Raw genomic sequence first — 21,575 nt, 5'->3', positions numbered from 1 at the left:
ATCGGGATACTGCGTTTCACAAGGTGAGGACCTGAATGCAAAGCGATGTTTGGAAGATTCGGCTGGTCAGCCGCACCATTGGTGCGGACCGCGGTCGTGCGGCGCGTGGTCGACCATCAGGTGTGTGAACTCGGCCACCCTGATACGACCCCCAAAAAACCGGAATCCAAACCATGAACGATCAAACCCGCACCACATCCCGCAGCGGCGGGCGCGCCGCGCGTCGTGCCGCCCGTGCGACGTCCCTACCCGAACACCTGCGCCCAGTCCGCCCCGGCATGGAAGGCGGTGTCCTCAATGTCCTGACCCAAGCCCAAATCGAACGCATCCACGAAGCGGCGCTGACCGCATTGGAAACGATCGGTTTGGCGGACGCACCACAGAGCGGTATCGACTATCTGGTCGCCGCCGGATGCACTCTGGGCGATGACGGCCGCATTCGTTTTCCCCGCGCGTTGGTGGAAGACACAATCGCCAAGGCCAACCGCTCGGTCACGCTTTATAGTCGTGACGGAAAAACCGATCTAGAGCTATCGGGCACCAAGGTTCACTATGGCACTGCAGGTGCGGCGGTTAGCATGGTCGATGTCCATGGCAACGAATATCGCGACTCGACCGTTCAGGATCTGCACGATGCCGCGCGCATCTGCGAACAACTGGAAAACATTCATTTCGTACAACGCCCCATGGTTTGCCGCGATATCGCGGACAACCTAGAGATGGACCTGAACACGATCTACGCCGCGTGTTCAGGCACGTTCAAACACATCGGTACGTCTTTCACGGAACCCAGCCACGTCGCCCCCGCTATGGAGATGATCTACATGATCGCGGGCGGAGAGGATAAATATCGTGAGCGGCCATTCGTGTCGAACTCGAACTGCTTCGTCGTACCGCCGATGAAATTCGCAACAGAAAGCTGCGAAGTGATGGAGGAGTGCATCAAGGCCGGGATGCCCGTTCTGTTGTTGTCCGCCGGCATGGCTGGGGCCACCGCGCCTTCGACCATTGCGGGGGCGATCGCACAGGCAACGGCAGAATGCCTCGCTGGTTTGGTTTATGTAAACGCCGTAAGCCCCGGCGCTCCAGCGATTTTTGGCACTTGGCCCTTTGGCCTGGACCTGCGCACAGGTGCCATGTCCATAGGTTCGGGTGAGCAAGCCCTACTGACCGCAGGCTGTGCCCAGATGCACCGTTTCTACGACCTGCCGGGTGGTGCCGCCGCCGGCGCGTCGGATTCGAAACTGCCCGACATGCAGGCCGGCTGGGAGCAGATGTGTTCCAACGTCATGGCGGGCCTGTCTGGTCTGAACATGGTGTACGAAGCGGCAGGCATGCATGCCTCACTGCTGGGCTTCTGCCACGAAAGCCTAATCCTCAGCGATGATCTGATTGGTCAGGCCCAACGGTGCGTGCGCGGGATTGAAGTCACGGATGAAACGCTGGCATTGGATCAAATCGCCGAGGTCTGTATGGGTGGACCGGGTCACTATCTGGGCACCGACGCGACACTCAGCCGGATGCAGGCAGACTACGTTTATCCCACCTTCGGAGACCGCACCTCACCCAAGGAATGGGCGGAGCTTGGCAAACCCGACTTGATCCAAAAGGCGATCAAGCGGAAGGAGGAAATCCTTTCCACTCCGTCACCGGCCCGGTTCGATCCGTTGTTGGATGCAGAGCTTCGCGGAAAGTTCAACATTTACCTTCCCTTGTAAGTCTTTAAAAAAGCGGCCGGAAAAGCTCCGGCCGCTTTTCGCTTCCGATTAACCGTCGGTTGCCGGTAACAGGCCAGCTTCCTGCGCAACAGCGATCTCGGCCTCGTCCAAAGCACCGTCACCATTAGCGTCCATAGCCGAGAAAGTATCCGAGTCGACGTCAGGCAATACGGCCTGTACTTCTTCGATCGTTAGCACACCGTCCCCATTTGCATCTGCCGAGGACTGCGCGACGGCCAGCGCGGGCAATCCAAATGCAAGGGCGGCAAGAGCGGCCAAAGATTGCGGTTTCATTGTGATGCCTCCTGATAGAGTTTTTTGAGTGTTTGCGTCCGGACATGCACTAGAAACACCGCAACCCACCTGAGTGTCACCCGCATTGAGAGAAACCGGCACTTTCGCGCCAATCTCCGCGTGTTTGGTAGAGTCGCATTTGCGGCGAGCCGCCGGGCAAAATTCCCCCATAACGTCTCGGCGGGTCTTGCCCGATGAGAAATGCAAAATCCGGCAAATCCCTGCCTAACTTCCCACTTACCTCTGGAAAAAAGAAAGGGGGCCGAAGCCCCCTGTCAGTTTCGCCTTCCAGGCTCATTTCGTTGACCGCCCGGTGTTTTTTTGCCTGCGGCCTGGACTGCGCATGGGACGAGCGCACCCGCCCCTTGAAAGAGTGGGAGGGAGCAAATATTCCGCCCCACCCTGTTCCCGGCCAACACGGGCATGTCGGCCGAGTGAAGCAAGGCGCCTAGTGGTAAGTCTCAGGCTTTGCCTTGCCCCCTATTCGTCGGGACCGGAAGTCCGGGGGGGAATTCCAGGTCCCTACACCCCGCCTGGCGGGGCGTTTGCCTTAGCTACACCCGCTGGTCGCGCCGCAGGTGTTGCACTTCATGCAGGTGCCGTTGCGCACCAGCGTGTAGTTTCCGCATTCGCCGCAAGGGTCACCCTCATACCCCTGCATCTTGGCTTTGGTCCGAGCATCCATTCCGGTTGCGACAGCTGTTTCAGCAGCAGGCGTTTCGAAAGTGGGTGCGGTCTCGGCCATGCCGTTCACTTCAGCCTGACCGCCGTTAAACACCATCAGGTCCTGTGGCAGGCGCTTGCGCAGGTAACCCGTCGAGCTGATTTGCTTCAGCACTTCCAAAGACTTGGTTGCCGCGCTGTCGCTGATTTCCGAGACATTCGACAACCCGTCTTCCTCGCCCCTGCCCAGATCATCGAAGGTTGCGCCTTCGGGTTTCACGTGGGCCAGATCGGTGCGGTCCAGATAGGACACGGCCAATTCGCGGAAGATGTAATCCAGGATCGACGTGGCGTTCTTGATCGAATCGTTGCCCTGCACCATCCCCGCCGGTTCGAACTTGGTAAAGGTAAAGGCGTCGACGAACTCTTCCAGCGGCACGCCATATTGCAGGCCGACCGACACAGCGATGGCAAAGTTGTTCATCATCGCCCGGAAGCCAGCGCCTTCCTTGTGCATGTCGATGAAGATTTCGCCCAGCTTGCCGTCTTCGAACTCACCGGTCCGCAGATAGACCTTGTGGCCGCCCACGATCGCCTTTTGGGTATAGCCCTTGCGGCGATGCGGCAGTTTCTCGCGATGGCTGCGGATCATTTCCTTGACCACAACCTTCTCGATTACCTTCTCGGCCAGAACGACGGCTTTTTCCTGTGTCGATCCGCTTTCCAGCACTTCCGCCGCTTCGTCGTCATCTTCGACCAGCGCCGCTGCCAGAGGTTGCGACAGTTTCGAACCGTCACGGTACAATGCATTCGCCTTCACACCCAGCGACCACGACAGTTCATACGCCTTTTGGCAATCCTCGATGGTCGCATCATTCGGCATGTTGATCGTTTTGCTGATTGCACCCGAGATAAAGCTTTGCGCTGCCGCCATCATGGTGATGTGGCTATCAACCCCAAGAAAACGCTTGCCTTTCTTGCCGCACGGGTTGGCGCAGTCGAAGATCGAATAGTGCTCTTCCTTCAGATGCGGCGCGCCTTCCAGCGTCATGGTTCCGCAAACGTGGTCGTTCGCCGCGTCGATGTCTGCTTTGGTAAAGCCGAGATGGCGCAGCAGGTCGAAGGTCGGGTCATTCAGCTTGGTCGCCGGGATGCCCAACACGCCGGTGCAGAAATCCTCACCCAACGTCCACTGGTTGAAGACGAACCGGATGTCGAACGCGCTTTCCAGTGCCGCATCCACCTTGGCCAGTTCATTCGGGCCAAAGCCATGACCGGTCAGCGAGGTGTGGTTGATTCCCGGCGCGTTGCCGATGGTGCCGTGACCAACCGCATAGCCTACGATCTCTTCAATCTGAGACGAGGAATACCCCAGCTTTTCCAGCGCCGACGGCACAGAACGGTTGATGATCTTGAAATAACCGCCACCGGCCAGCTTCTTGAACTTGACCAGAGCAAAGTCCGGCTCGATCCCGGTGGTGTCGCAATCCATCACCAGACCGATGGTGCCGGTCGGCGCGATCACGGTGGCCTGCGCATTGCGGTAACCGTTCTTTTCGCCGAGGCTCAGCGCTTCGTCCCAAGCCGACATGGCCAGATCAACCAGACGCTTGTCCGGGCAGTTGTCGTGGTCCAGAGGCACCGGCTTAACGGCCAGTTTCTCATAGCCCTCGGTCACGCCCTGCGACGCGCGGCGGTGGTTGCGGATGACGCGCAGCATGTGATCCGCGTTCCGTTCGTACCCCTTGAACGGTCCCAGTTCACCGGCAATCTCAGCCGAGGTCGCATAGGCCACGCCTGTCATGATCGCGGTCAGCGCACCACAGATCGCCCGACCCTCAACCGAGTCGTAGCTGTAGCCCATGTTCATCAGCAGACCGCCGATATTGGCATAACCCAGACCCAAGGTGCGGAAATCATAGGACAACTGCGCGATTTCCTTCGACGGGAACTGCGCCATCGTCACCGAGATTTCCAGCGTCAGGGTCCACAGACGCGAGGCGTGCATGTAATCCGCCGCCTGAAACTCACCATCCTTGAGGAAGGTCAGCAGGTTCATCGACGCCAGGTTACAGGCCGTGTCATCGAGGAACATGTATTCCGAGCAAGGGTTCGAGCCGCGGATCTCACCATCTTCGGGGCAAGTGTGCCATTCATTGACCGTGTCGTGGAACTGGATGCCCGGATCGGCACAGGCCCATGCGGCGTGGCCGACCTTTTCCCACAGATCACGCGCCTTAACCGTGCGAGCGACTTTGCCATCGGTGCGGTTGATCAACTCCCAGTCGGCGTCTTTTTCAACAGCCGTCAGGAACGCGTTGGTCACGCGGATCGAGTTGTTCGAGTTCTGACCCGAAACCGAACTGTACGCTTCCGAATCCCAGTCCGTGTCGTAGGTTGGGAATTCGATGCTGTCGTGGCCCTGCTTGGCGTAGTCCAGAACGCGCTTGATGTAAGTCTCTGGGATCGCGACCTTTTTGGCTTCGCGAACCGCTTTCTTCAGGCTGTCATTCTTGTTGGGGTCATACGCGTCTTCCTGCGCGCCGTCCCAGCTGCGGATGGCCTCGAAAATGCCGTTCAGCATCTTCTCGTGCATCTTCGATCCGGCAACGATCGAGGCCACCTTCTGCTCTTCGATCACCTTCCATTCGATGAATTGCTCGATGTCCGGGTGATCTGCATCGACGATCACCATCTTTGCTGCTCGACGGGTTGTCCCGCCTGATTTGATCGCGCCAGCGGCGCGGTCGCCGATCTTGAGAAAGCCCATGAGGCCCGAGGACTTGCCGCCACCCGACAGCGCTTCGCCTTCTGCACGCAGATGGCTGAAATTGGTCCCGGTACCCGAGCCGTATTTGAACAGGCGCGCCTCGCGCACCCACAGATCCATGATGCCGCCTTCGTTCACCAGATCATCGTCGACAGACTGAATGAAGCACGCGTGCGGCTGCGGATGTTCGTAAGCGGATTTCGACTTGGTCAGCTTGCCAGTTTTGTAGTCGACATAGTGGTGCCCCTGCGCCGGGCCGTCGATTCCATAGGCCCAGTGAAGACCGGTGTTGAACCACTGAGGAGAGTTCGGTGCCGCGCGCTGGGTTGCCAGCATGTAACGCATCTCGTCGAAATAGGCGCGCGCATCTTCCTCGGTCGAGAAATAGCCGCCTTTCCATCCCCAATACGCCCACGCACCTGCCAAGCGGTCGAACACCTGCTTTGATGACGTTTCGCCACTAAACTCAGCGCCTTCAGCGGGAACGGAACGCCACAGGAATTCGGGAACGTCCTTTTCCTTCACCTTTTTGAGAGCGGTCGGAACGCCAGCCTTGCGGAAATACTTCTGCGCGATGACGTCACTAGCGACCTGGCTCCACTTTGCGGGGACTTCGATGTCATCCAGGCGGAAAACGATAGTTCCATCCGGATTTCGGATCTCGGATGTTGCGGACACGAAGTCCAGTTCTGCGTATGCGTCCTGCCCCGATTTGGTGAATTTCCTGTCAATCTTCATGTCCGCAGCCCTAGATTCAAACAACTTGTCCGTTAGCGTCAGGTACGTCTCAGCGACCTATCCGCCGTGCCAGAAAAATGGGCGCAAACGGCCGGGCGCTGCTTTTAACAGCGCGAAACCGACGTTACGGTTGCACGTTAAATTAATGTGCTTTCCAACCCTCGCCCTATGCCTTGCCCCGGTTATTCTACCAGATTTAGTGGCATCCCTTTCGGCTCATACAATTTGGCGTATTCACCCATAGATCGTCAACGCCATTTTTCAGTCATTTTTGAAATCTTTTTTGTTGACCGAATAGTTCCGGCCGGAAGAGTCCGATTCCTCCACAGATTCATCCACGACGCATCACGCGTGGTTTCATAATCGCTCAGAGGAATTAACTGTTTTTCTCAGCATAGTTACCGGCATTTGGTAATCCGAAGGTAAGGTGGCTAGGCTGTTTAAGAATCAAAACCCAGACGCACGGCAAGATAAATAGGTCGCACAATGTGCAAATCGGTTAAGAAAAGGACTCAGGCGTGCTGACAACGTTTCGCTTACTTCCCGTTCTCGGTCTTCTCGTTGCCTGTGCACCACAAGATGTGCCCCCACCTTCGCGCAGTGCGCAGTTCGACAGTTACCCTCAACGGCTGTTCGACACGTTTGAGATCGAATGCAACGGACCGGGCGAAGAGTTCAGGAAAACTGGCAGCCGAGTGTTTGAATGCGCCGAATTGCTGCCCCCCGAAACCACCGCCTATCTGATTCTCAATTACGACGGATATCCGCAGGACCTGCCCAAAAGTATATTGCGGATGGTCTCGACCAAAAACTCAACGGGCTACCGTGTAGACGCCGAGTTGTTTTTCAATGTGCCGCAACAGAAAGGCGCATCAGTTCAGGTTCCAGTGGAAAGTAAAGCACTGGATCAGGCGATTAGCGCTCTGTTCCAGTCTATGGGTGGATCACCAACATGAGTTGAAGAAGTGGTCGGGGCGGCAGGATTCGAACCTACGACCCCCTGTACCCAAAACAGGTGCGCTACCAGACTGCGCCACGCCCCGGACCGTGCGCCTTCCTAACGATGCCGTTCTGATTTGAAAAGCCCTAACAGGGCCAAATTGCAGGACCTTGCGAAAAAATTTCATGCTGCATCTGCGTTCCCGGCGTAATCAGGTAGCGCGACGCCAGCCCCGCGTTGATTTCAAGCACCGCAAAGACCGAATCCCCACCTTCGATCAGCGTCTCATCCTCAGGAATCGCATTTTCATGGACGTGGACAACCGTACCGGTGCGATCCAGAAAAATGATGTCTAAGGGAATCAGCGTGTTTTTCATCCAGAACGCTGTCCGTTGCGGCGGATCAAATACAAATAACATGCCCGAACGTTTCGGCATCGACTCGCGGAACATCAAGCCACGCGCTCTTTCCTGCCGGCTAATTGCGAGTTCTACGTTGAAATTGATCTGTGTCTTGTCGTTGCGCAGATTAACTCGGTCATTCTGGCACGCCGCCAACACCTCTCCGGTCCATAGCGTTGTTAAACCAGCAAGAACCGCGAGAGATTTCAACATGTTCGATCAGTCGTCCAGTGCCGCTTCCCAAGCCAAAACCTGGGCAGCCATACGCCCACGTTTACCATCGATCACGCGCATAGCCAGCGCTTCACCCGGCTGAAGATCAGCAAGCCCAGACCGGCGTAACACCTCGATATGCAGGAAAACGTCCTCGTCCCGACCAAAGACATTGGCAAAACCAAAGCCCTTGCCTTTGTCGAACCACTTCACTCGTGCCGCCTCAAGTGGTGCTTCTGCAATGACCGCAGGATCAAGCTCGGCAAAATCCGCCAACATCATTGAGTCGGTACGTGCAGGAGGATCGACACTGATAATCTCGACCGCCTGAACACCTCGATCAGTTCGGTGCGTCATGATCTCGATCCCGGCACCATCTGCGACCGAGCTTTGACCAAAGTTACGCAAGACGTTCACATGCAACAGAATATCCGGACCGCCCTCATCCGACACAACGAAGCCGTACCCCTTGGCAGGGTCGAACCATTTCACGTGTCCACGGACGCGGTACATATTATTCAGGTCTTCTGGCACGGTTTTCCCATCGCGAAAGTTAATGGTTCGTTAAGGGTCCGATGTGTATGGGATTGGTGCGCAAATTCAAGCTGAAAAAACCCTTTGGTTTCTTGTCGTTGCATTTCAAGATACGCGAACATCACGGATTCAACCTCTGCACTTCCCACGCCGAGCCCACTTGGTCGCGGCACCACTGAAACCTGTCGTGCAGCCTGAATGCACCATCGGCCCAAAACTCGATCTCGGTCGGTACTAACCTGTATCCACCCCAGAATGGCGGCCTTGGAGGATTCGGTCCCAGCTTCGCGGTCACCTTCGCAACCTCTGCCATTAAAGCAGTGCGGCTGCTCAGGGGGCGAGATTGCTTTGATGCCCAAGCCCCCAGACGGCTTTTCAACGAGCGAGACGCATAATATTCATCTGCCTGCGGTCCGCTTTCCCGAGTGATTGTACCACGAACACGGATTTGGCGCCGCAATGATTTCCAATGCATCACAAATGCCGCTTTGCCGGCGGAATCAAGTTCGATTGCCTTGGCGCTTTCATAATTGGTGTAGAACACAAAAGCATCGGATTCGATTTCCTTTAACAGCACCATGCGCACGTTGGGCATGCCTTCCGAATCCACGGTTGCCAACGCAATAGCGTTGGGATCGTTTGGCTCGCTGTCTTTGGCCTCGCCCAGCCACCGCGCCGCAATTTCAAACGGATCGGTGCCGGCGAATATGCCGTCGCGCTCAGTCATTTCCATCCCCCGGAAACTTTTGATCACTACCCTAGGGCGAGAACCCGCCACGGGCAAGAGTTCGCGGCCTTGATGCAGCGCATCCAATGGCATAAACCAACCCAACATGACGCGAAGACAGGCGGAGAACCGAACATGTCAAATCAGTTGATGGCCGGAAAGCGCGGCCTCATCATGGGACTGGCCAATGATAAATCTATCGCATGGGGAATCGCCCGCGCGTTATCCGAAGCCGGGGCCGAGCTGGCCTTTTCCTATCAAGGCGAAGCCTTGAAGAAACGGGTCGACCCGCTGGCGGCTCAACTGGGCAGCGAAATCGTTTTGCCTTGCGATGTCAGCGACGAGGAATCGATTGATGCCCTGTTTTCTTCGCTGGAAGGGAAATGGGGTAAGCTGGACTTTATCGTTCACGCCATCGGCTTTTCCGACAAGAACGAGTTGCGTGGCCGCTACGTCGACACCAGCCGAGCGAATTTCAAGCTGACCATGGACGTGTCGGTCTATTCCTTTACGGCTGTGATGCAGCGCGCCGAGAAGATTATGTCCGAAGGCGGCAGTGCCGTGACCCTAACCTACTATGGTGCGGAACAAGTAATGCCCCACTATAACGTGATGGGCGTCGCCAAAGCCGCGCTGGAGGCATCGGTGAAATATCTGGCCGAAGACTTGGGCAAGGATGGTATCCGCGTGAATTCGATCTCGGCCGGTCCGATTAAAACGCTGGCCGCCAGCGGCATCGGCGATTTCCGCTACATCATGAAGTGGAACGAGTACAACTCGCCCCTGCGCCGCAACGTAACCATCGACGACGTTGGCAAATCGGCTCTCTACCTGTTGTCCGACCTAAGCAGCGGAGTGACCGGAGAAAACCTGCACGTCGATTCGGGTTATCACATTGTCGGTATGAAAGCCGTCGACGCCCCCGACGTTGAAAAAGGTTAAAAAAAATGAGTGCCAAAGACCGCCTGCCCCACGAAAAAGGCTTTCACATTAGCTGGGACCAGATTCATCGCGACTCGCGTGCTTTGGCGTGGCGCCTGGATGGTCAGGGCCCTGATGAGGGCGCCTGGCGCGCCGTCGTTGCCATTACGCGCGGTGGCATGGCCCCGGCGATGATCGTTAGCCGAGAATTGGACATCCGCACTGTCGACACAATTAGCGTGCGCTCCTATCACCATCAGGAACAAGGCGAAGCTGAGGTCCTGAAGGCGCCGGATGCTGAACTGATGGGCGATGGTGAGGGCGTTCTGATCATCGACGACCTTGTCGACAGTGGCAAAACGCTGGAGCTGGTGCGCGCAATGTATCCCAAGGCCCATTTTGCGACCGTATACGCTAAACCCAAAGGCCGCCCGATGGTGGATACATTCATCACCGAGGTTAGCCAGGACACGTGGATCTTCTTCCCGTGGGATATGGCTCTGCAATATGTCGAGCCCTACCGTGGCACCGACTGATCTTTAGCCCAAAATCTAGGACCACGCATGACCCGGACCCGCACCGCCGCCACCTTCGCCCCTCCGGTGATGGAGGCGCGGCGCTGGCTTGAGGGCGTGGAGTTTCTCGAAGACCGCCCTCTAATCAATGTCAGCCAAGCGGCCCCGGTCGACCCGCCACCTCTGGCCCTGCGCCAGGCTATGGCCGAGTTTGCGGTGACGGAAGACCGAGCGCATCTTTATGGACCGGTTCTAGGAAATCCTGACCTGCGCACTGGACTGGCGGCACAGATCAGCCGACACTACGACGCCGACATCATGCCGGATCAAGTCGCGATCACCTCGGGCTGCAATCAGGCCTTTGCTGCCACAATCTCGGCCATCACTGATGAAGGGGATGAGGTCATCCTGCCAACCCCATGGTATTTCAATCACAAAATGTGGCTGGACATGGCTGGGGTGCGCGCCGTTGATCTGAAAACCGACAATAGCCTTCTGCCCGATGTGGACGCCGCCTGCGCGCTGATTACTGATAAGACCCGTGCCATTGCGCTGGTGACACCAAACAATCCCGGGGGCGTGGAATATCCTTCCGATTTGGTCCGTGCGTTTTATGATCTGGCACGCGAAACGGGACTACGTCTGTTGGTCGATGAAACCTATCGTGATTTCGACAGCCGCAGCGGTCCTCCGCATGAGCTTTTTCAACAGCCGGGATGGGACAATACGCTCGTCCATCTCTACTCCTTTTCCAAAGCCTATCGCCTGACGGGTCACCGCGTTGGCGCGATTGCAACCGGGGCCGACCTGCTATCCGAGGTCGAAAAGTTTCTCGATACGGTGGCAATCTGCCCCAGCCAGATCGGCCAGTTCTCGGCCCTTTGGGGTATGCAGAATCTCTCGCAATGGGTGGCCGGAGAACGCGACGAAATCCTCGACCGCCGCGCCGCGATTCAGGAGCAATTGCCTCGCCTGACCGACAAGGGCTGGCGCTTGCTGGGGTTGGGTGCCTATTTCGCCTATTTCGAGCATCCGTTCGACATTCCTTCGGACGAACTGGCGCGCCGTCTGGTGTCCGAGGCCGGTATCCTGCTGTTACCTGGCACGATGTTCATGCCCGACGATGACGTTGCCGGAAAACGTCAGGTTCGCATCGCCTTTGCAAATCTCGACCGCGCAGGAATCGCGCAATTGTTCAAACGGCTGGAAGCACTATCCTTCTGAGCTTGCCCCCCGGCGGTGCGCGTCGTATTCAGGGCCGCAACCGACAGGGCAGTTATTGCCACAGAATAAGAGGGCACCATGGCCGCAGGCATGAAAAACCTTTCGAAGACCTTTGTCTGGATCCTCATGGGCCTATTGATGCTGGGCCTTGCAGGCTTTGGAGCAACCAGCCTGACCGGCACCGTGCGCACCGTCGCGCAGGTTGGCAATGAAGAGGTTTCGATCAACGAGTATGTCCGCGAATTGCAGCGCGAGATCCGTGCAGTGGAGCAACAGACGGGCCAGCCTCTGCAAATCTCGCAAGCGCATGAGTTTGGGTTGGACCAACTGGCTCTGTCGCGCCTGACCGCTCTGGCCGCGTTGGACAATGAGGTCGGTGAACTGGGAATCTCCATCGGGGACGAGAACCTGCAAAAGGAAATCGTCGCCATTCCGGCCTTTCAGGGCGTCAACGGTACCTTTGACCGCGAAGCCTATCAATTCCAACTCGATCAGGTTGGCATGACGGATACCGAGTTCGAATCGGACCTGCGCAAGGAATCCTCCCGTACGATAGTGCAGAATGCCGTTGTCAGCGGAGTTGAAATGCCTTCGACTCTGACACAGGTGTTGACCGACTATGTGGGCGCACGCCGCAGCTTTACCGTCGCTACAATCGGACCAGATGCGCTTTCCTCGCCCATTGCTGAACCGACGGACGAACAGATTCAGGCCTATTATGATGAGAACGCCGATCAGTTCACCCTGCCCCGCACTAAACAGCTGACCTATGCGATTTTGTCACCTGATATGCTGCTCGACAGTGTCGAGGTCGATGAGGACTCGGTGCGCCGTCTCTATGATCAGCGCGCCTCGGAATTCTATCAACCCGAACGTCGTTTGGTTGAACGCCTGACCTACCCGAACCAAGAAGCAGCCGAGACAGCAAAAGCCCAACTAGAAACTGGCGGCGCCTCTTTCGAACAACTGGTGCGTGATCGTCAGCTTGAACTCAGCGATATCGATCTGGGCGACGTAACGCGTGAGGAACTGGGTGAGGCTGCGGACGCTGTTTTCGGCGCCGATCTGGACACCGTGGTTGGCCCGCTGCCTTCAACTTTCGGGCCTGCCTTGTTCCGCATCAACGGCTCGTTGGCGGAAAACAACACCCCGTTCGAAGACGCCGCCCCCGCCCTGCGCGAGGAACTGGCCGCGGACCGCGCCCGTCGTCAGATTGAAGCCCAGGCCGAAGACATCGACGACCTGCTGGCTGGCGGCGCAACGCTGGAAGAACTGACAGACGAGACCGAGATGGAACTGGGTCAAATTGACTGGACTCGTCAGAGCGACGACGGTGTTGCGGCCTATGACGGTTTCCGCACCGCCGCCGAAGCGGTAAACGAAGGCGATTTCCCCGAAGTTGGTTTTCTTGAGGATGGCTCGATCTTTGCTCTGCGCCTGAACGAAGTACTCCCCCAGCGCCCTGAACCTCTGGAAACCGCTCGTGATCGGGTGGCCGCTGCTTGGACGCAAGTGGAAACCAATAAGGCACTAGAGGAGCAAGCCAATTCGATTCTAGACCAGTTGAATTCGGATGGTGACTTCACAGCCACGGGACTGCCGTTCCGCGTCGAAAACGCCCTGACCCGCACTGCGTTCCTGGACGATGTGCCCACAGATTTCATGGTTCAGGTATTTGAAATGGAACCCGGCCAGTTGCGTGTTATCTCCGGTGCTGGTTCCGCTTTCATCGTGCGTTTGGAAGAACTGCTGCCGCCCGCCGAAACAGACGAGCTGCGTCAAGCTCAGACCGCGCTTGAGGCACAGCTTAATCAGGCGCTGGCACAGAACATCTTCGACGCCTATGTGCGCGATGCGCAAACCCGCGCGCGCCCCGTTATTGACCAACGCGCGCTGAACGCCGTGCAGTCGAGCTATTAAAAGAGACCGAATATGGCACTGACCCCTGAGTTCGACAGTTTCGCACGCGCATATGAGACCGGCGAAAACCAGGTCGTATATACCCGTCTGGCGGCGGATCTGGATACGCCTGTCTCGCTGATGCTCAAACTGACGGGCGCGCAGAAAGACGCCTTCATGTTGGAATCCGTGACCGGTGGCGAGGTACGCGGGCGTTACTCGATCATCGGGATGAAACCAGACCTAATCTGGCGTTGCCGAGGTGAGGCGTCCGAATTGAACCGCTCAGCCCGGTTCGATGCTGAGGCGTTTGAACCGCAGAATGGCAACCCGATGGATAACCTGCGCGACTTACTCGCTGAAAGCCGTATTGAGTTGCCGGACGACCTGCCTCAGGCCGCTGCTGGGCTGTTCGGTTATCTGGGATATGACATGGTGCGACTGGTAGAATATCTACCGGATGTGAACCCCGACCCTCTGGGCCTACCTGACGCCATCATGTTGCGCCCGTCGGTCATCGCAGTCTTGGACGGCGTAAAAGGCGAAGTAACAGTTGTTTCCCCCGCTTGGGTGGCCGAAGGGCAATCGGCCAAGGCCGCCTATGCCCAGGCAGCCGAGCGTGTGATGGACGCCGTGCGCGATCTGGAACGCGCCATGCCCGCAGAGACTCGCGATCTGGGTGACGCGTCCGAGGTTGCGCCTCCAGTGTCGAACTTCACCAAGTCCGGCTACATGGAAGCGGTTGAGAAGGCCAAGGAATACATCCGCGCGGGTGACATCTTTCAGGTCGTCCCCGCACAGCGCTGGACACAAGACTTCCCGCAGCCACCTTTTGCGCTCTATCGCTCATTACGTCGCACTAACCCGTCGCCCTTTATGTTCTATTTCAACTTCGGCGGCTTTCAGGTCGTAGGTGCCAGCCCCGAGATTTTGGTGCGCGTCTTTGGCGATGAAGTTACGATCCGGCCAATTGCAGGCACTCGCCCGCGTGGCGCTACCCCCGAAGAGGACAAGGCCAACGAAGTCGACCTGCTGGCTGACAAGAAGGAACTGGCCGAGCACCTGATGTTGCTGGATCTGGGTCGCAACGACACCGGCCGCGTGGCCAAGATCGGTACTGTTCGCCCTACCGAAGAGTTCATCATCGAGCGCTACAGCCACGTGATGCACATAGTGTCAAACGTGGTCGGAGAGCTGGCCGAAGACAAAGACGCGCTGGATGCGTTTTTTGCCGGGATGCCCGCAGGCACCGTCTCGGGAGCACCGAAGGTGCGCGCGATGGAGATCATCGACGAGTTGGAGCCAGAAAAGCGCGGCGTTTATGGCGGCGGTGTTGGGTATTTCAGTGCTGGCGGCGACATGGATATGTGTATCGCTCTGCGGACAGCCATCGTGAAGGACCAAAAGCTGTATATTCAAGCGGGTGGTGGTGTCGTGTACGACAGCGACCCCGAGGCGGAATATATGGAGACTGTCCATAAATCGAACGCCATCAGGCGTGCCGCTGCCGACGCAGCGCGGTTTACAGGTTCTGGTAACAGCTAAGCAATTCGGCTGCCCCATGTGGGCAGCCGTTTGAGTATTAAGGCTCTACTGGACTTCTTTCATCATCACTGCGGAAATCGGAGCCATTGCGACACGGTTGCCGCGATCTTCTAGCCCCCAGAGCAACAGGGCCGAAATTGTATCGGGCCGCAAACGACCCAGCATGACCACGGTGCCCTCCTGACCTGCGCGAAACGCGGCTTGGTCAAGAAAGCGGCGCATAATCTTGGGGTCCTGACGCGCGCCGTCGATGTCGCGGAAAATTACACCCGAGGGAACACCATTCCGTGCAGCCAGCTTTTGCACGGTGTTCAGGCCGTTATCCTGAGTAATCAGACCACGACCAGTGCCGGCGGCAATCGCGGCCACCTGATCGGCCAGTTTACGGTTCCCCTGAATGCCCGAGTCCACTCCCTCCAGAATACCCACCGTTTCGGGCAGAGTATTCAGCCAAACTTCCATAGACACCTCGGCATCCTGTGCGCTGGCAGCTTCGGGCAAATCAGCCAGTGCCAAAACTTCGAATCCAGCCTCACGGTGACGCGCCATCTTTTCGGCGGCCTCGGGGTCCGAAGGGCTGACGGCAAAGCTTAAAGGGTACGGAAAGTCGTGCAGCGCCTCGGCACCATAGGCCCCCTCATCATCGATCAGAATGATCGACATCAACGGCTTGGCGTCGGGGTTGTCGAAGTCGGCGGCGAAGGCTTCGATAGGTTTCCCGGGAATGATCACCTCTGTCGTTGCGTCACTCTCTTGGGCGCCCTCATTGCGCTCAGTCAACGGCACCACACGCTTACCAATGGTTGGAATTGCGGACGTTTCACCGTCGCCTCCGATCTGTGGCACGGAAGCGATCCGAGGCAGGTTGCGCGGAGCTGTATCCTCGTCCCCTTCAACAGCAATCGGACTGTCCTCAAAGGGGTTTGCCTCGGGCTCTTGGGTGCTGAGATCGGCCACTTCCGGTTCCGCCTTTGGGGCAACCTCAGCAATTTCAGGTTTGGGCTGAACAGCTGGCACCTCCAGCGATACATCTGGAAGAGATTCAGTATTGGGTGAGGTTTGCACCAGTGGCGGAGACTGCGGCGCAATCGGCGCCTCTGTCATCACACTAACCGGAGTCGAACTGGGCGCAACGGGCGCTTCAACCTTAACCGAGGCGTCCTTCACCTGAGGCTGCGCCTCGGGCTCGATCTCAACATCCGACAACTCGGCGAGCGTATCCATCTGATTGGCACTGGACTCTGGCGCGGCCGGAGGCAAATCAAGCACATCGCCATCGCCAATCGCCTCAGCAGCATCCGCCGCCACGTTGGGAACCTCGACAACCGCCGGTTCCGGAGCCGAGATCACCACGTCCGGTTTTTTCGTCAGGGGCGTGTTCAACGACATTACTGCCCCCAACACTAGGACAACGATCGTTCCCACGATCATTCCACTGACAAATCCGCCCATACCTTTTTGCCTCTCGTTCTGGCCCTGCTTCGATCACATGTCCGCCGTCTGCTGCGGCATTTGCTTACCAGAGCGCCAAGAACGGGATGTCCCCTTGACGCTGCCGTGCAAGCCTGAGCATGTATGTCCCGACATTATACCGTGGCTCGGGGCTGCATCGCCAGTCCGAAATGCCCAAGCCGAGACAAGTATCCAAATGCTGCTGCTGATCGACAACTACGACTCGTTTACTTACAATCTGGTACATTATTTAGGCGAACTGGGTGCCGAGATGGTCATTCGGCGGAATGATGCCTTGGATGTTCAGGAAGCCATGGCCATGAACCCCGCAGGTATTCTTCTTAGCCCAGGCCCCTGTGATCCAGACCAGGCCGGAATCTGCCTCGCCCTCACTGAGGCGGCCGCCGAGACGAAGACACCGCTGATGGGTGTGTGTTTAGGGCACCAGACGATTGGACAAGCTTTTGGTGGCGACGTGATCCGTTGCCACGAGATTGTTCACGGCAAAATGGGCACAATGCACCACACCGGCAAAGGCGTGTTCGCTGGGCTACCCTCACCGTTTGAGGCGACGCGTTATCACTCGCTGGTGGTCGATCCCAAAACCCTGCCCGACTGCCTTGAAATCACTGCCGAGTTGGAAGACGGCACCATCATGGGTCTTCAGCACAAAGAGTTGCCCATTCATGGTGTCCAGTTCCACCCGGAATCCATCGCCTCCGAGCACGGCCACGCCCTACTCAAGAATTTCCTGTCCGAGATGAAAGTCCCCGCATGAGCGACGCTCTGAAACCGCTGATCGGAGCCGCCGCCGACCGGCCCCTGACCCGCGCCGAGGCTGAACAGGCCTTTGGTATCCTGTTTGACGGCGAAGCCACGCCCAGCCAGATCGGCGGGCTGCTGATGGCGATGCGCACCCGTGGCGAAACGGTCGAAGAATACGCCGCCGCAGCCGCCGTCATGCGCGCAAAGTGCAATGCCGTGAATGCCCCCGCCGGTGCAATGGATATCGTTGGTACCGGCGGCGACGGCAAAGGCACGCTGAACATCTCAACGGCCACGGCCTTTGTTGTCGCCGGTGCCGGAGTCACCGTTGCCAAGCACGGCAACCGCAATCTCAGCTCGAAATCCGGGGCGGCAGACGCTCTGGGCCAGCTTGGGATCAACGTGATGGTCGGCCCAGAGGTCGTTGAAAAAGCTTTGAAAGAGGTCGGTATCGGGTTCATGATGGCCCCGATGCATCACCCGGCTATCGCCCATGTCATGCCATCACGGCAAGAGCTTGGGACGCGAACGATCTTCAACATTCTCGGCCCGCTCACCAACCCTGCCGGTGTCAAACGCCAACTGACTGGTGCCTTTAGCCGCGAGTTGATCCGCCCGATGGCCGAAACTCTGGGTCTGCTTGGGTCGGACCGCGCTTGGATCGTGCACGGCTCGGATGGCACAGATGAGCTGACGATCACCGGCATCAGCTGGGTCGCCGCGCTAGAGGATGGCATAGTCAAAGAGGTCGAGCTTCACCCCGAAGACGCAGGCCTGCCAGTTCATCCGTTCGAACACATCCTGGGCGGCACACCGGAAGAAAACGCTGTCGCCTTCCGCGTGCTGCTGGACGGTAAGCCCTCGGCCTATCGTGATGCCGTTTTGCTGAATTCGGCCGCCGCGCTGGTGGTTGCAGATGCTGCAACGGACCTGAAAGACGGGGTAGCCAAAGCCGTCGAAAGCATCGACAGTGGAAAAGCAAAAGAAAAAATCGCGGCACTGGCCCGAATGACTCAGGAGGCCGCATGACCGAGACGGTACTAGATAAGATCAAAGCCTATAAGCTGAAAGAAATTGCAGCAGATAAAGCTGAGAAATCTTTGGAAACGCTGGAATCTGAGGCCAGATTCGCTCCAGAGGTTCGCGGCTTTGCCCAAGCGCTGCAGAAGGCGTCGCGTCGCGGCTATGGCTTGATCGCCGAGGTCAAAAAGGCCAGCCCGTCCAAGGGCTTGATCCGCCCTGACTTCGATCCGCCCGCTCTCGCCAAAGCCTATGAAGACGGCGGTGCAGCCTGCCTGTCTGTGCTGACCGATACGCCCAGTTTTCAGGGCGCAAAGGAATATCTAACCGCGGCCCGTGCGGCGACCTCGCTGCCAGCCTTGCGCAAGGATTTCATGTACGACCCCTATCAGGTGGTCGAAGCGCGCGCTTTAGGCGCAGATTGCATCCTGATCATCATGGCCTCGGTCGAAGATGGTCAGGCAGCTGAACTGGAACAAACTGCTTTTGACTGGGGTATGGACGTTCTGATTGAGGTCCACGACGAGGCAGAGCTGCAACGCGCAACGCAATTGAAAAGCCCCCTAATCGGCATAAACAACCGCAATCTCAAAACCTTCGAGACTTCGCTAGATACCACACGCCGGCTGTCGAAGCTTGTACCGGGCGATCGGACCATTGTATGTGAAAGCGGTCTCAGCACACCTGAAGATTTGGCTGATATCGCACGCTATGGCGCGCGTTGTTTCCTGATTGGTGAAAGCCTGATGCGTCAGGACGACGTTGCCACCGCGACCCGGCAGTTGCTGTCAAACCCACTGATCCCCGGAGTGATGTGATGCCACTGACCCATTTTGATGCTCAAGGCCAAGCCCATATGGTTGATGTCTCGGATAAGGCTGTGACAGATCGGGTCGCAGTGGCGGCTGCTTACATCAAGATGGCACAGGAAGCCTTTGATTTGATTTCGGAAGGTCGCGCCAAGAAAGGTGATGTTCTAGGCGTTGCACGTCTTGCGGGCATAATGGGAGCAAAAAAAACGCCTGATCTGATCCCGCTGTGTCATCCACTGCCAGTCACAAAAGTTGCAGTCGAATTAACGTTGGATCCGGATCTGCCCGGTGTACGGATAGAAGCAACTGTTAAAACCTCGGGCCAGACTGGCGTAGAGATGGAAGCATTGACCGCTGCCTCGACCGCGGCACTGACCGTTTATGACATGACCAAGGCTGTCGATAAAACCATGGAGATCGGCGGCATCCGTGTTCTGTTAAAAGACGGCGGTAAATCAGGACGTTACGAAGCGAAATGATTACCGTCAAAGAGGCCCGGGCACTACTTTTTGATCTCGTTTCCCCGCTTGAGACCGAAATGGTACCGCTTGCCGAGGCCGCTGGACGCGTTCTGGCGGAAGATGTCAGCGCAACCCTCGACCAACCGCCGTTCGCGGCGTCTTCAATGGATGGCTACGCACTTAAATCGACCGAAGTCGAACTGCACGCGATGTTCAAGGTCATCGGTGAATCCGCAGCTGGTCATCGATTCGACGGCACCGTCGGTGCAGGGCAAGCGGTTCGTATCTTCACCGGCGCTCCGGTTCCTGAAGGCGCGGATTTCGTAGTAATTCAAGAGGATACGGAACAGCGCGGGGATCTCCTTACGATCACGGACGATCCCGGCCCGAAATCAAACATCCGTCCTGCGGGCTTCGATTTCACCTCTGGCGCGAAAATTACTGCACCGCGGATACTTCGGCCAGAAGACATCGCCCTGATGGCGGCAATGAACATCCCGGTTGTGCCCGTAAAGCGCAAACCCGTGGTCGCGTTGATTTCGACCGGGGATGAGTTGGTAATGCCCGGCGAGACCCCCGGTCCAGACCAGATTATCGCGTCAAACACCTTTGGGCTGAAAGCACTTCTGGAAGCCGTAGGCGCTCAGGTGCGTATCCTTCCGATCGCACGTGACACGCTCGCCTCGCTGGAAACAGCGTTTAAACTGGCTGAGGGCGCTGATCTGGTTGTCACCATTGGTGGCGCTTCGGTAGGAGAATATGACCTGGTCGCCGATGTCTCACAGGGGCTGGGAATGGAGCGGTCTTTCTACAAAATCCGCATGCGTCCCGGCAAACCTCTGATGGCCGGTCGTTTGGGCAACGCCGCGATGGTTGGCTTGCCAGGAAACCCTGTCAGCGCAATGGTTTGCGGTTATCTGTTCTTAGTGCCGATGCTGCGTCGTATGTTGGGCATCACACAAACGTTGCCTCCGTTCCAACGAGCCCTGTTAGCTGAGCCTATTGGTAAGAACGGCCCGCGCGAACATTACATGCGCGCGGTTGTCAGCGAGGACGGTATCCGGGCCTGCGGAGATCAGGACAGCTCACTGCTCAGTGTACTGGCGCAAGCCAACGCGCTACTGGTACGTGATCCGCATGATCCGGCGCGTTCTGCCGGGGATGAGGTGCTGTACCTCCCGATTTAGAAAGCTTCAATTTCATTGACACAAAACGTGAACATGCGTAGAACAAAAGAAAACGCATAACCGACGAGGTGTGAGCAATGCTGACCAAGAAACAGTTGGATTTGTTGGAATTCATCCACAAACGCGTTCAGGCGGACGGTGTTCCGCCTAGTTTCGACGAAATGAAGGCCGCGTTGGATTTGCGATCGAAATCCGGCATTCATCGCCTGATCACGGCACTGGAAGAGCGTGGCTTTATCCGTCGCCTTGCTCATCGCGCACGAGCGATTGAGATCGTGAAGCTGCCGGAAAGTCTTGGTGGCGAGCCAACGGCTGCTTTCAAGCCCCGTGTTATCGAGGGCGACAGGCCCGAAGGTCCACGCCCGGCCAATTTTGAACCCGTGACGGTGGATGCTCTGGAACTGCCCGTTATGGGGCGTATTGCAGCTGGTGTTCCAATCGAAGCCATCAGCCACGAATCTCACCGCGTTGCGGTGCCCGGCAGCATGGTTTCGGGCAAAGGCGATCACTACGCTTTGGAAGTACGCGGAGATTCGATGATCGAGGCGGGCATAAATGATGGCGACGTTGTCGTTATCCGAGAATCCAGAGTAGCGGATAATGGCGACATCGTTGTAGCACTGGTCGAAGATCAAGAAGCTACGTTGAAGCGCTTCTTCCGGCGCGGAAATGCCATCGCACTCGAAGCGGCAAACCCCGCCTACGAAACCCGCGTTCTGCCTGAAGACAAAGTCAAGGTTCAGGGACGATTGGTCGGGTTGATCCGAAGCTACTGA

At 57.4% G+C, this 21,575-nt stretch carries 19 protein-coding genes and 1 tRNA gene; 13 read left to right on the top strand and 7 right to left on the bottom strand.

What is annotated here, in order from left to right; genetic code table 11:
- Positions 1–173 precede the first annotated feature (173 nt).
- Positions 174–1,718, top strand: a complete 1,545-nt coding sequence (locus tag ABLN94_RS02665) for a trimethylamine methyltransferase family protein (protein WP_352988834.1) — start codon at positions 174–176, stop codon at positions 1,716–1,718.
- Between the two features lie 48 nt (positions 1,719–1,766).
- Here the strand turns inward: ABLN94_RS02665 and ABLN94_RS02660 are convergent, their stop codons facing one another.
- Together ABLN94_RS02660 and ABLN94_RS02655 are read right to left on the bottom strand one after the other, a co-directional pair.
- Positions 1,767–2,012: a hypothetical protein gene (locus tag ABLN94_RS02660; protein WP_170493118.1), complete on the bottom strand. Its 246-nt coding sequence runs from the start codon at positions 2,010–2,012 to the stop codon at positions 1,767–1,769.
- 550 nt (positions 2,013–2,562) lie between these two features.
- Positions 2,563–6,183 carry a vitamin B12-dependent ribonucleotide reductase gene (locus ABLN94_RS02655; protein WP_352988833.1) on the bottom strand — a complete coding sequence of 1,207 codons (3,621 nt, stop codon included), beginning with the start codon at positions 6,181–6,183 and terminating at the stop codon, positions 2,563–2,565.
- A gap of 518 nt (positions 6,184–6,701) precedes the next feature.
- Between ABLN94_RS02655 and ABLN94_RS02650 the strand changes: the two genes are divergently transcribed.
- The gene (locus ABLN94_RS02650; protein WP_352988831.1) at positions 6,702–7,139 is read left to right on the top strand and encodes a hypothetical protein; all 438 of its coding nucleotides are present in this window, start codon (positions 6,702–6,704) and stop codon (positions 7,137–7,139) included.
- A gap of 10 nt (positions 7,140–7,149) precedes the next feature.
- On the opposite strand, the gene ABLN94_RS02645 is transcribed toward ABLN94_RS02650, so the two are convergent.
- The 4 genes from ABLN94_RS02645 to pdxH form a co-directional block, all read right to left on the bottom strand.
- Positions 7,150–7,226, bottom strand: a tRNA-Pro gene (locus tag ABLN94_RS02645).
- Positions 7,227–7,269: 43 nt separating this feature from the next.
- Positions 7,270–7,737, bottom strand: a complete 468-nt coding sequence (locus ABLN94_RS02640; RefSeq protein ID WP_352988829.1) for a DUF192 domain-containing protein — start codon at positions 7,735–7,737, stop codon at positions 7,270–7,272.
- Between the two features lie 6 nt (positions 7,738–7,743).
- On the bottom strand, positions 7,744–8,250 hold the full coding sequence (locus tag ABLN94_RS02635; RefSeq protein WP_417750498.1) for a cold-shock protein: 507 nt from the start codon (positions 8,248–8,250) through the stop codon (positions 7,744–7,746).
- 142 nt (positions 8,251–8,392) lie between these two features.
- Positions 8,393–8,998 (bottom strand): pyridoxamine 5'-phosphate oxidase, encoded by a 606-nt coding sequence (gene pdxH / locus ABLN94_RS02630; protein WP_352988826.1) that lies wholly within the window; start codon positions 8,996–8,998, stop codon positions 8,393–8,395.
- 135 nt (positions 8,999–9,133) lie between these two features.
- On the opposite strand from pdxH, the gene fabI reads away from it, so the two are divergent.
- The 5 genes from fabI to trpE all read left to right on the top strand — a co-directional run bounded on the left by fabI (position 9,134) and on the right by trpE (position 15,102).
- Positions 9,134–9,940: an enoyl-ACP reductase FabI gene (gene fabI, locus ABLN94_RS02625; protein ID WP_352988824.1), complete on the top strand. Its 807-nt coding sequence runs from the start codon at positions 9,134–9,136 to the stop codon at positions 9,938–9,940.
- Between the two features lie 5 nt (positions 9,941–9,945).
- Positions 9,946–10,455, top strand: coding sequence for a xanthine phosphoribosyltransferase (gpt, locus tag ABLN94_RS02620; RefSeq protein ID WP_170493137.1), 510 nt, complete (start codon positions 9,946–9,948; stop codon positions 10,453–10,455).
- A 27-nt stretch (positions 10,456–10,482) separates the two neighbouring features.
- Positions 10,483–11,658, top strand: coding sequence for an aminotransferase (locus ABLN94_RS02615; protein WP_352988822.1), 1,176 nt, complete (start codon positions 10,483–10,485; stop codon positions 11,656–11,658).
- 78 nt (positions 11,659–11,736) lie between these two features.
- Complete coding sequence (locus ABLN94_RS02610; RefSeq protein ID WP_352988820.1) at positions 11,737–13,578, top strand: peptidyl-prolyl cis-trans isomerase; 1,842 nt, start codon at positions 11,737–11,739, stop codon at positions 13,576–13,578.
- A gap of 12 nt (positions 13,579–13,590) precedes the next feature.
- Entirely contained in the window at positions 13,591–15,102 is a 1,512-nt protein-coding gene (gene trpE, locus ABLN94_RS02605; RefSeq protein WP_352988818.1) for an anthranilate synthase component I, read from the top strand.
- 45 nt (positions 15,103–15,147) lie between these two features.
- On the opposite strand, the gene ABLN94_RS02600 is transcribed toward trpE, so the two are convergent.
- Positions 15,148–16,554 carry a divergent polysaccharide deacetylase family protein gene (locus tag ABLN94_RS02600; RefSeq protein ID WP_352988816.1) on the bottom strand — a complete coding sequence of 469 codons (1,407 nt, stop codon included), beginning with the start codon at positions 16,552–16,554 and terminating at the stop codon, positions 15,148–15,150.
- 196 nt (positions 16,555–16,750) lie between these two features.
- On the opposite strand from ABLN94_RS02600, the gene ABLN94_RS02595 reads away from it, so the two are divergent.
- From ABLN94_RS02595 to lexA, 6 genes are all read left to right on the top strand, one after another.
- On the top strand, positions 16,751–17,332 hold the full coding sequence (locus ABLN94_RS02595) for an anthranilate synthase component II (RefSeq protein ID WP_352988814.1): 582 nt from the start codon (positions 16,751–16,753) through the stop codon (positions 17,330–17,332).
- Positions 17,329–18,348, top strand: a complete 1,020-nt coding sequence (trpD, locus tag ABLN94_RS02590) for an anthranilate phosphoribosyltransferase (RefSeq protein WP_352988812.1) — start codon at positions 17,329–17,331, stop codon at positions 18,346–18,348. Before ABLN94_RS02595 ends, trpD begins: the two co-directional genes overlap by 4 nt.
- On the top strand, positions 18,345–19,157 hold the full coding sequence (trpC, locus tag ABLN94_RS02585) for an indole-3-glycerol phosphate synthase TrpC (RefSeq protein WP_352988810.1): 813 nt from the start codon (positions 18,345–18,347) through the stop codon (positions 19,155–19,157). The genes trpD and trpC overlap by 4 nt, the downstream gene beginning before the upstream one ends.
- A complete protein-coding gene (moaC, locus tag ABLN94_RS02580) occupies positions 19,157–19,630 on the top strand; it encodes a cyclic pyranopterin monophosphate synthase MoaC (RefSeq protein WP_352988808.1) in 474 nt (157 codons plus the stop codon). Before trpC ends, moaC begins: the two co-directional genes overlap by 1 nt.
- The gene (gene glp, locus ABLN94_RS02575; protein ID WP_352988806.1) at positions 19,627–20,799 is read left to right on the top strand and encodes a gephyrin-like molybdotransferase Glp; all 1,173 of its coding nucleotides are present in this window, start codon (positions 19,627–19,629) and stop codon (positions 20,797–20,799) included. The genes moaC and glp overlap by 4 nt, the downstream gene beginning before the upstream one ends.
- A gap of 77 nt (positions 20,800–20,876) precedes the next feature.
- A complete protein-coding gene (gene lexA, locus ABLN94_RS02570; protein ID WP_352988804.1) occupies positions 20,877–21,575 on the top strand; it encodes a transcriptional repressor LexA in 699 nt (232 codons plus the stop codon).

Origin of the sequence: Ruegeria sp. SCP11, from assembly GCF_040329455.1 — a bacterium.
Classification (GTDB): domain Bacteria; phylum Pseudomonadota; class Alphaproteobacteria; order Rhodobacterales; family Rhodobacteraceae; genus Ruegeria; species Ruegeria atlantica_E.
Note: the sequence above shows the minus strand (reverse complement) of the source record. Positions and strands in the feature narration are given on the sequence as shown.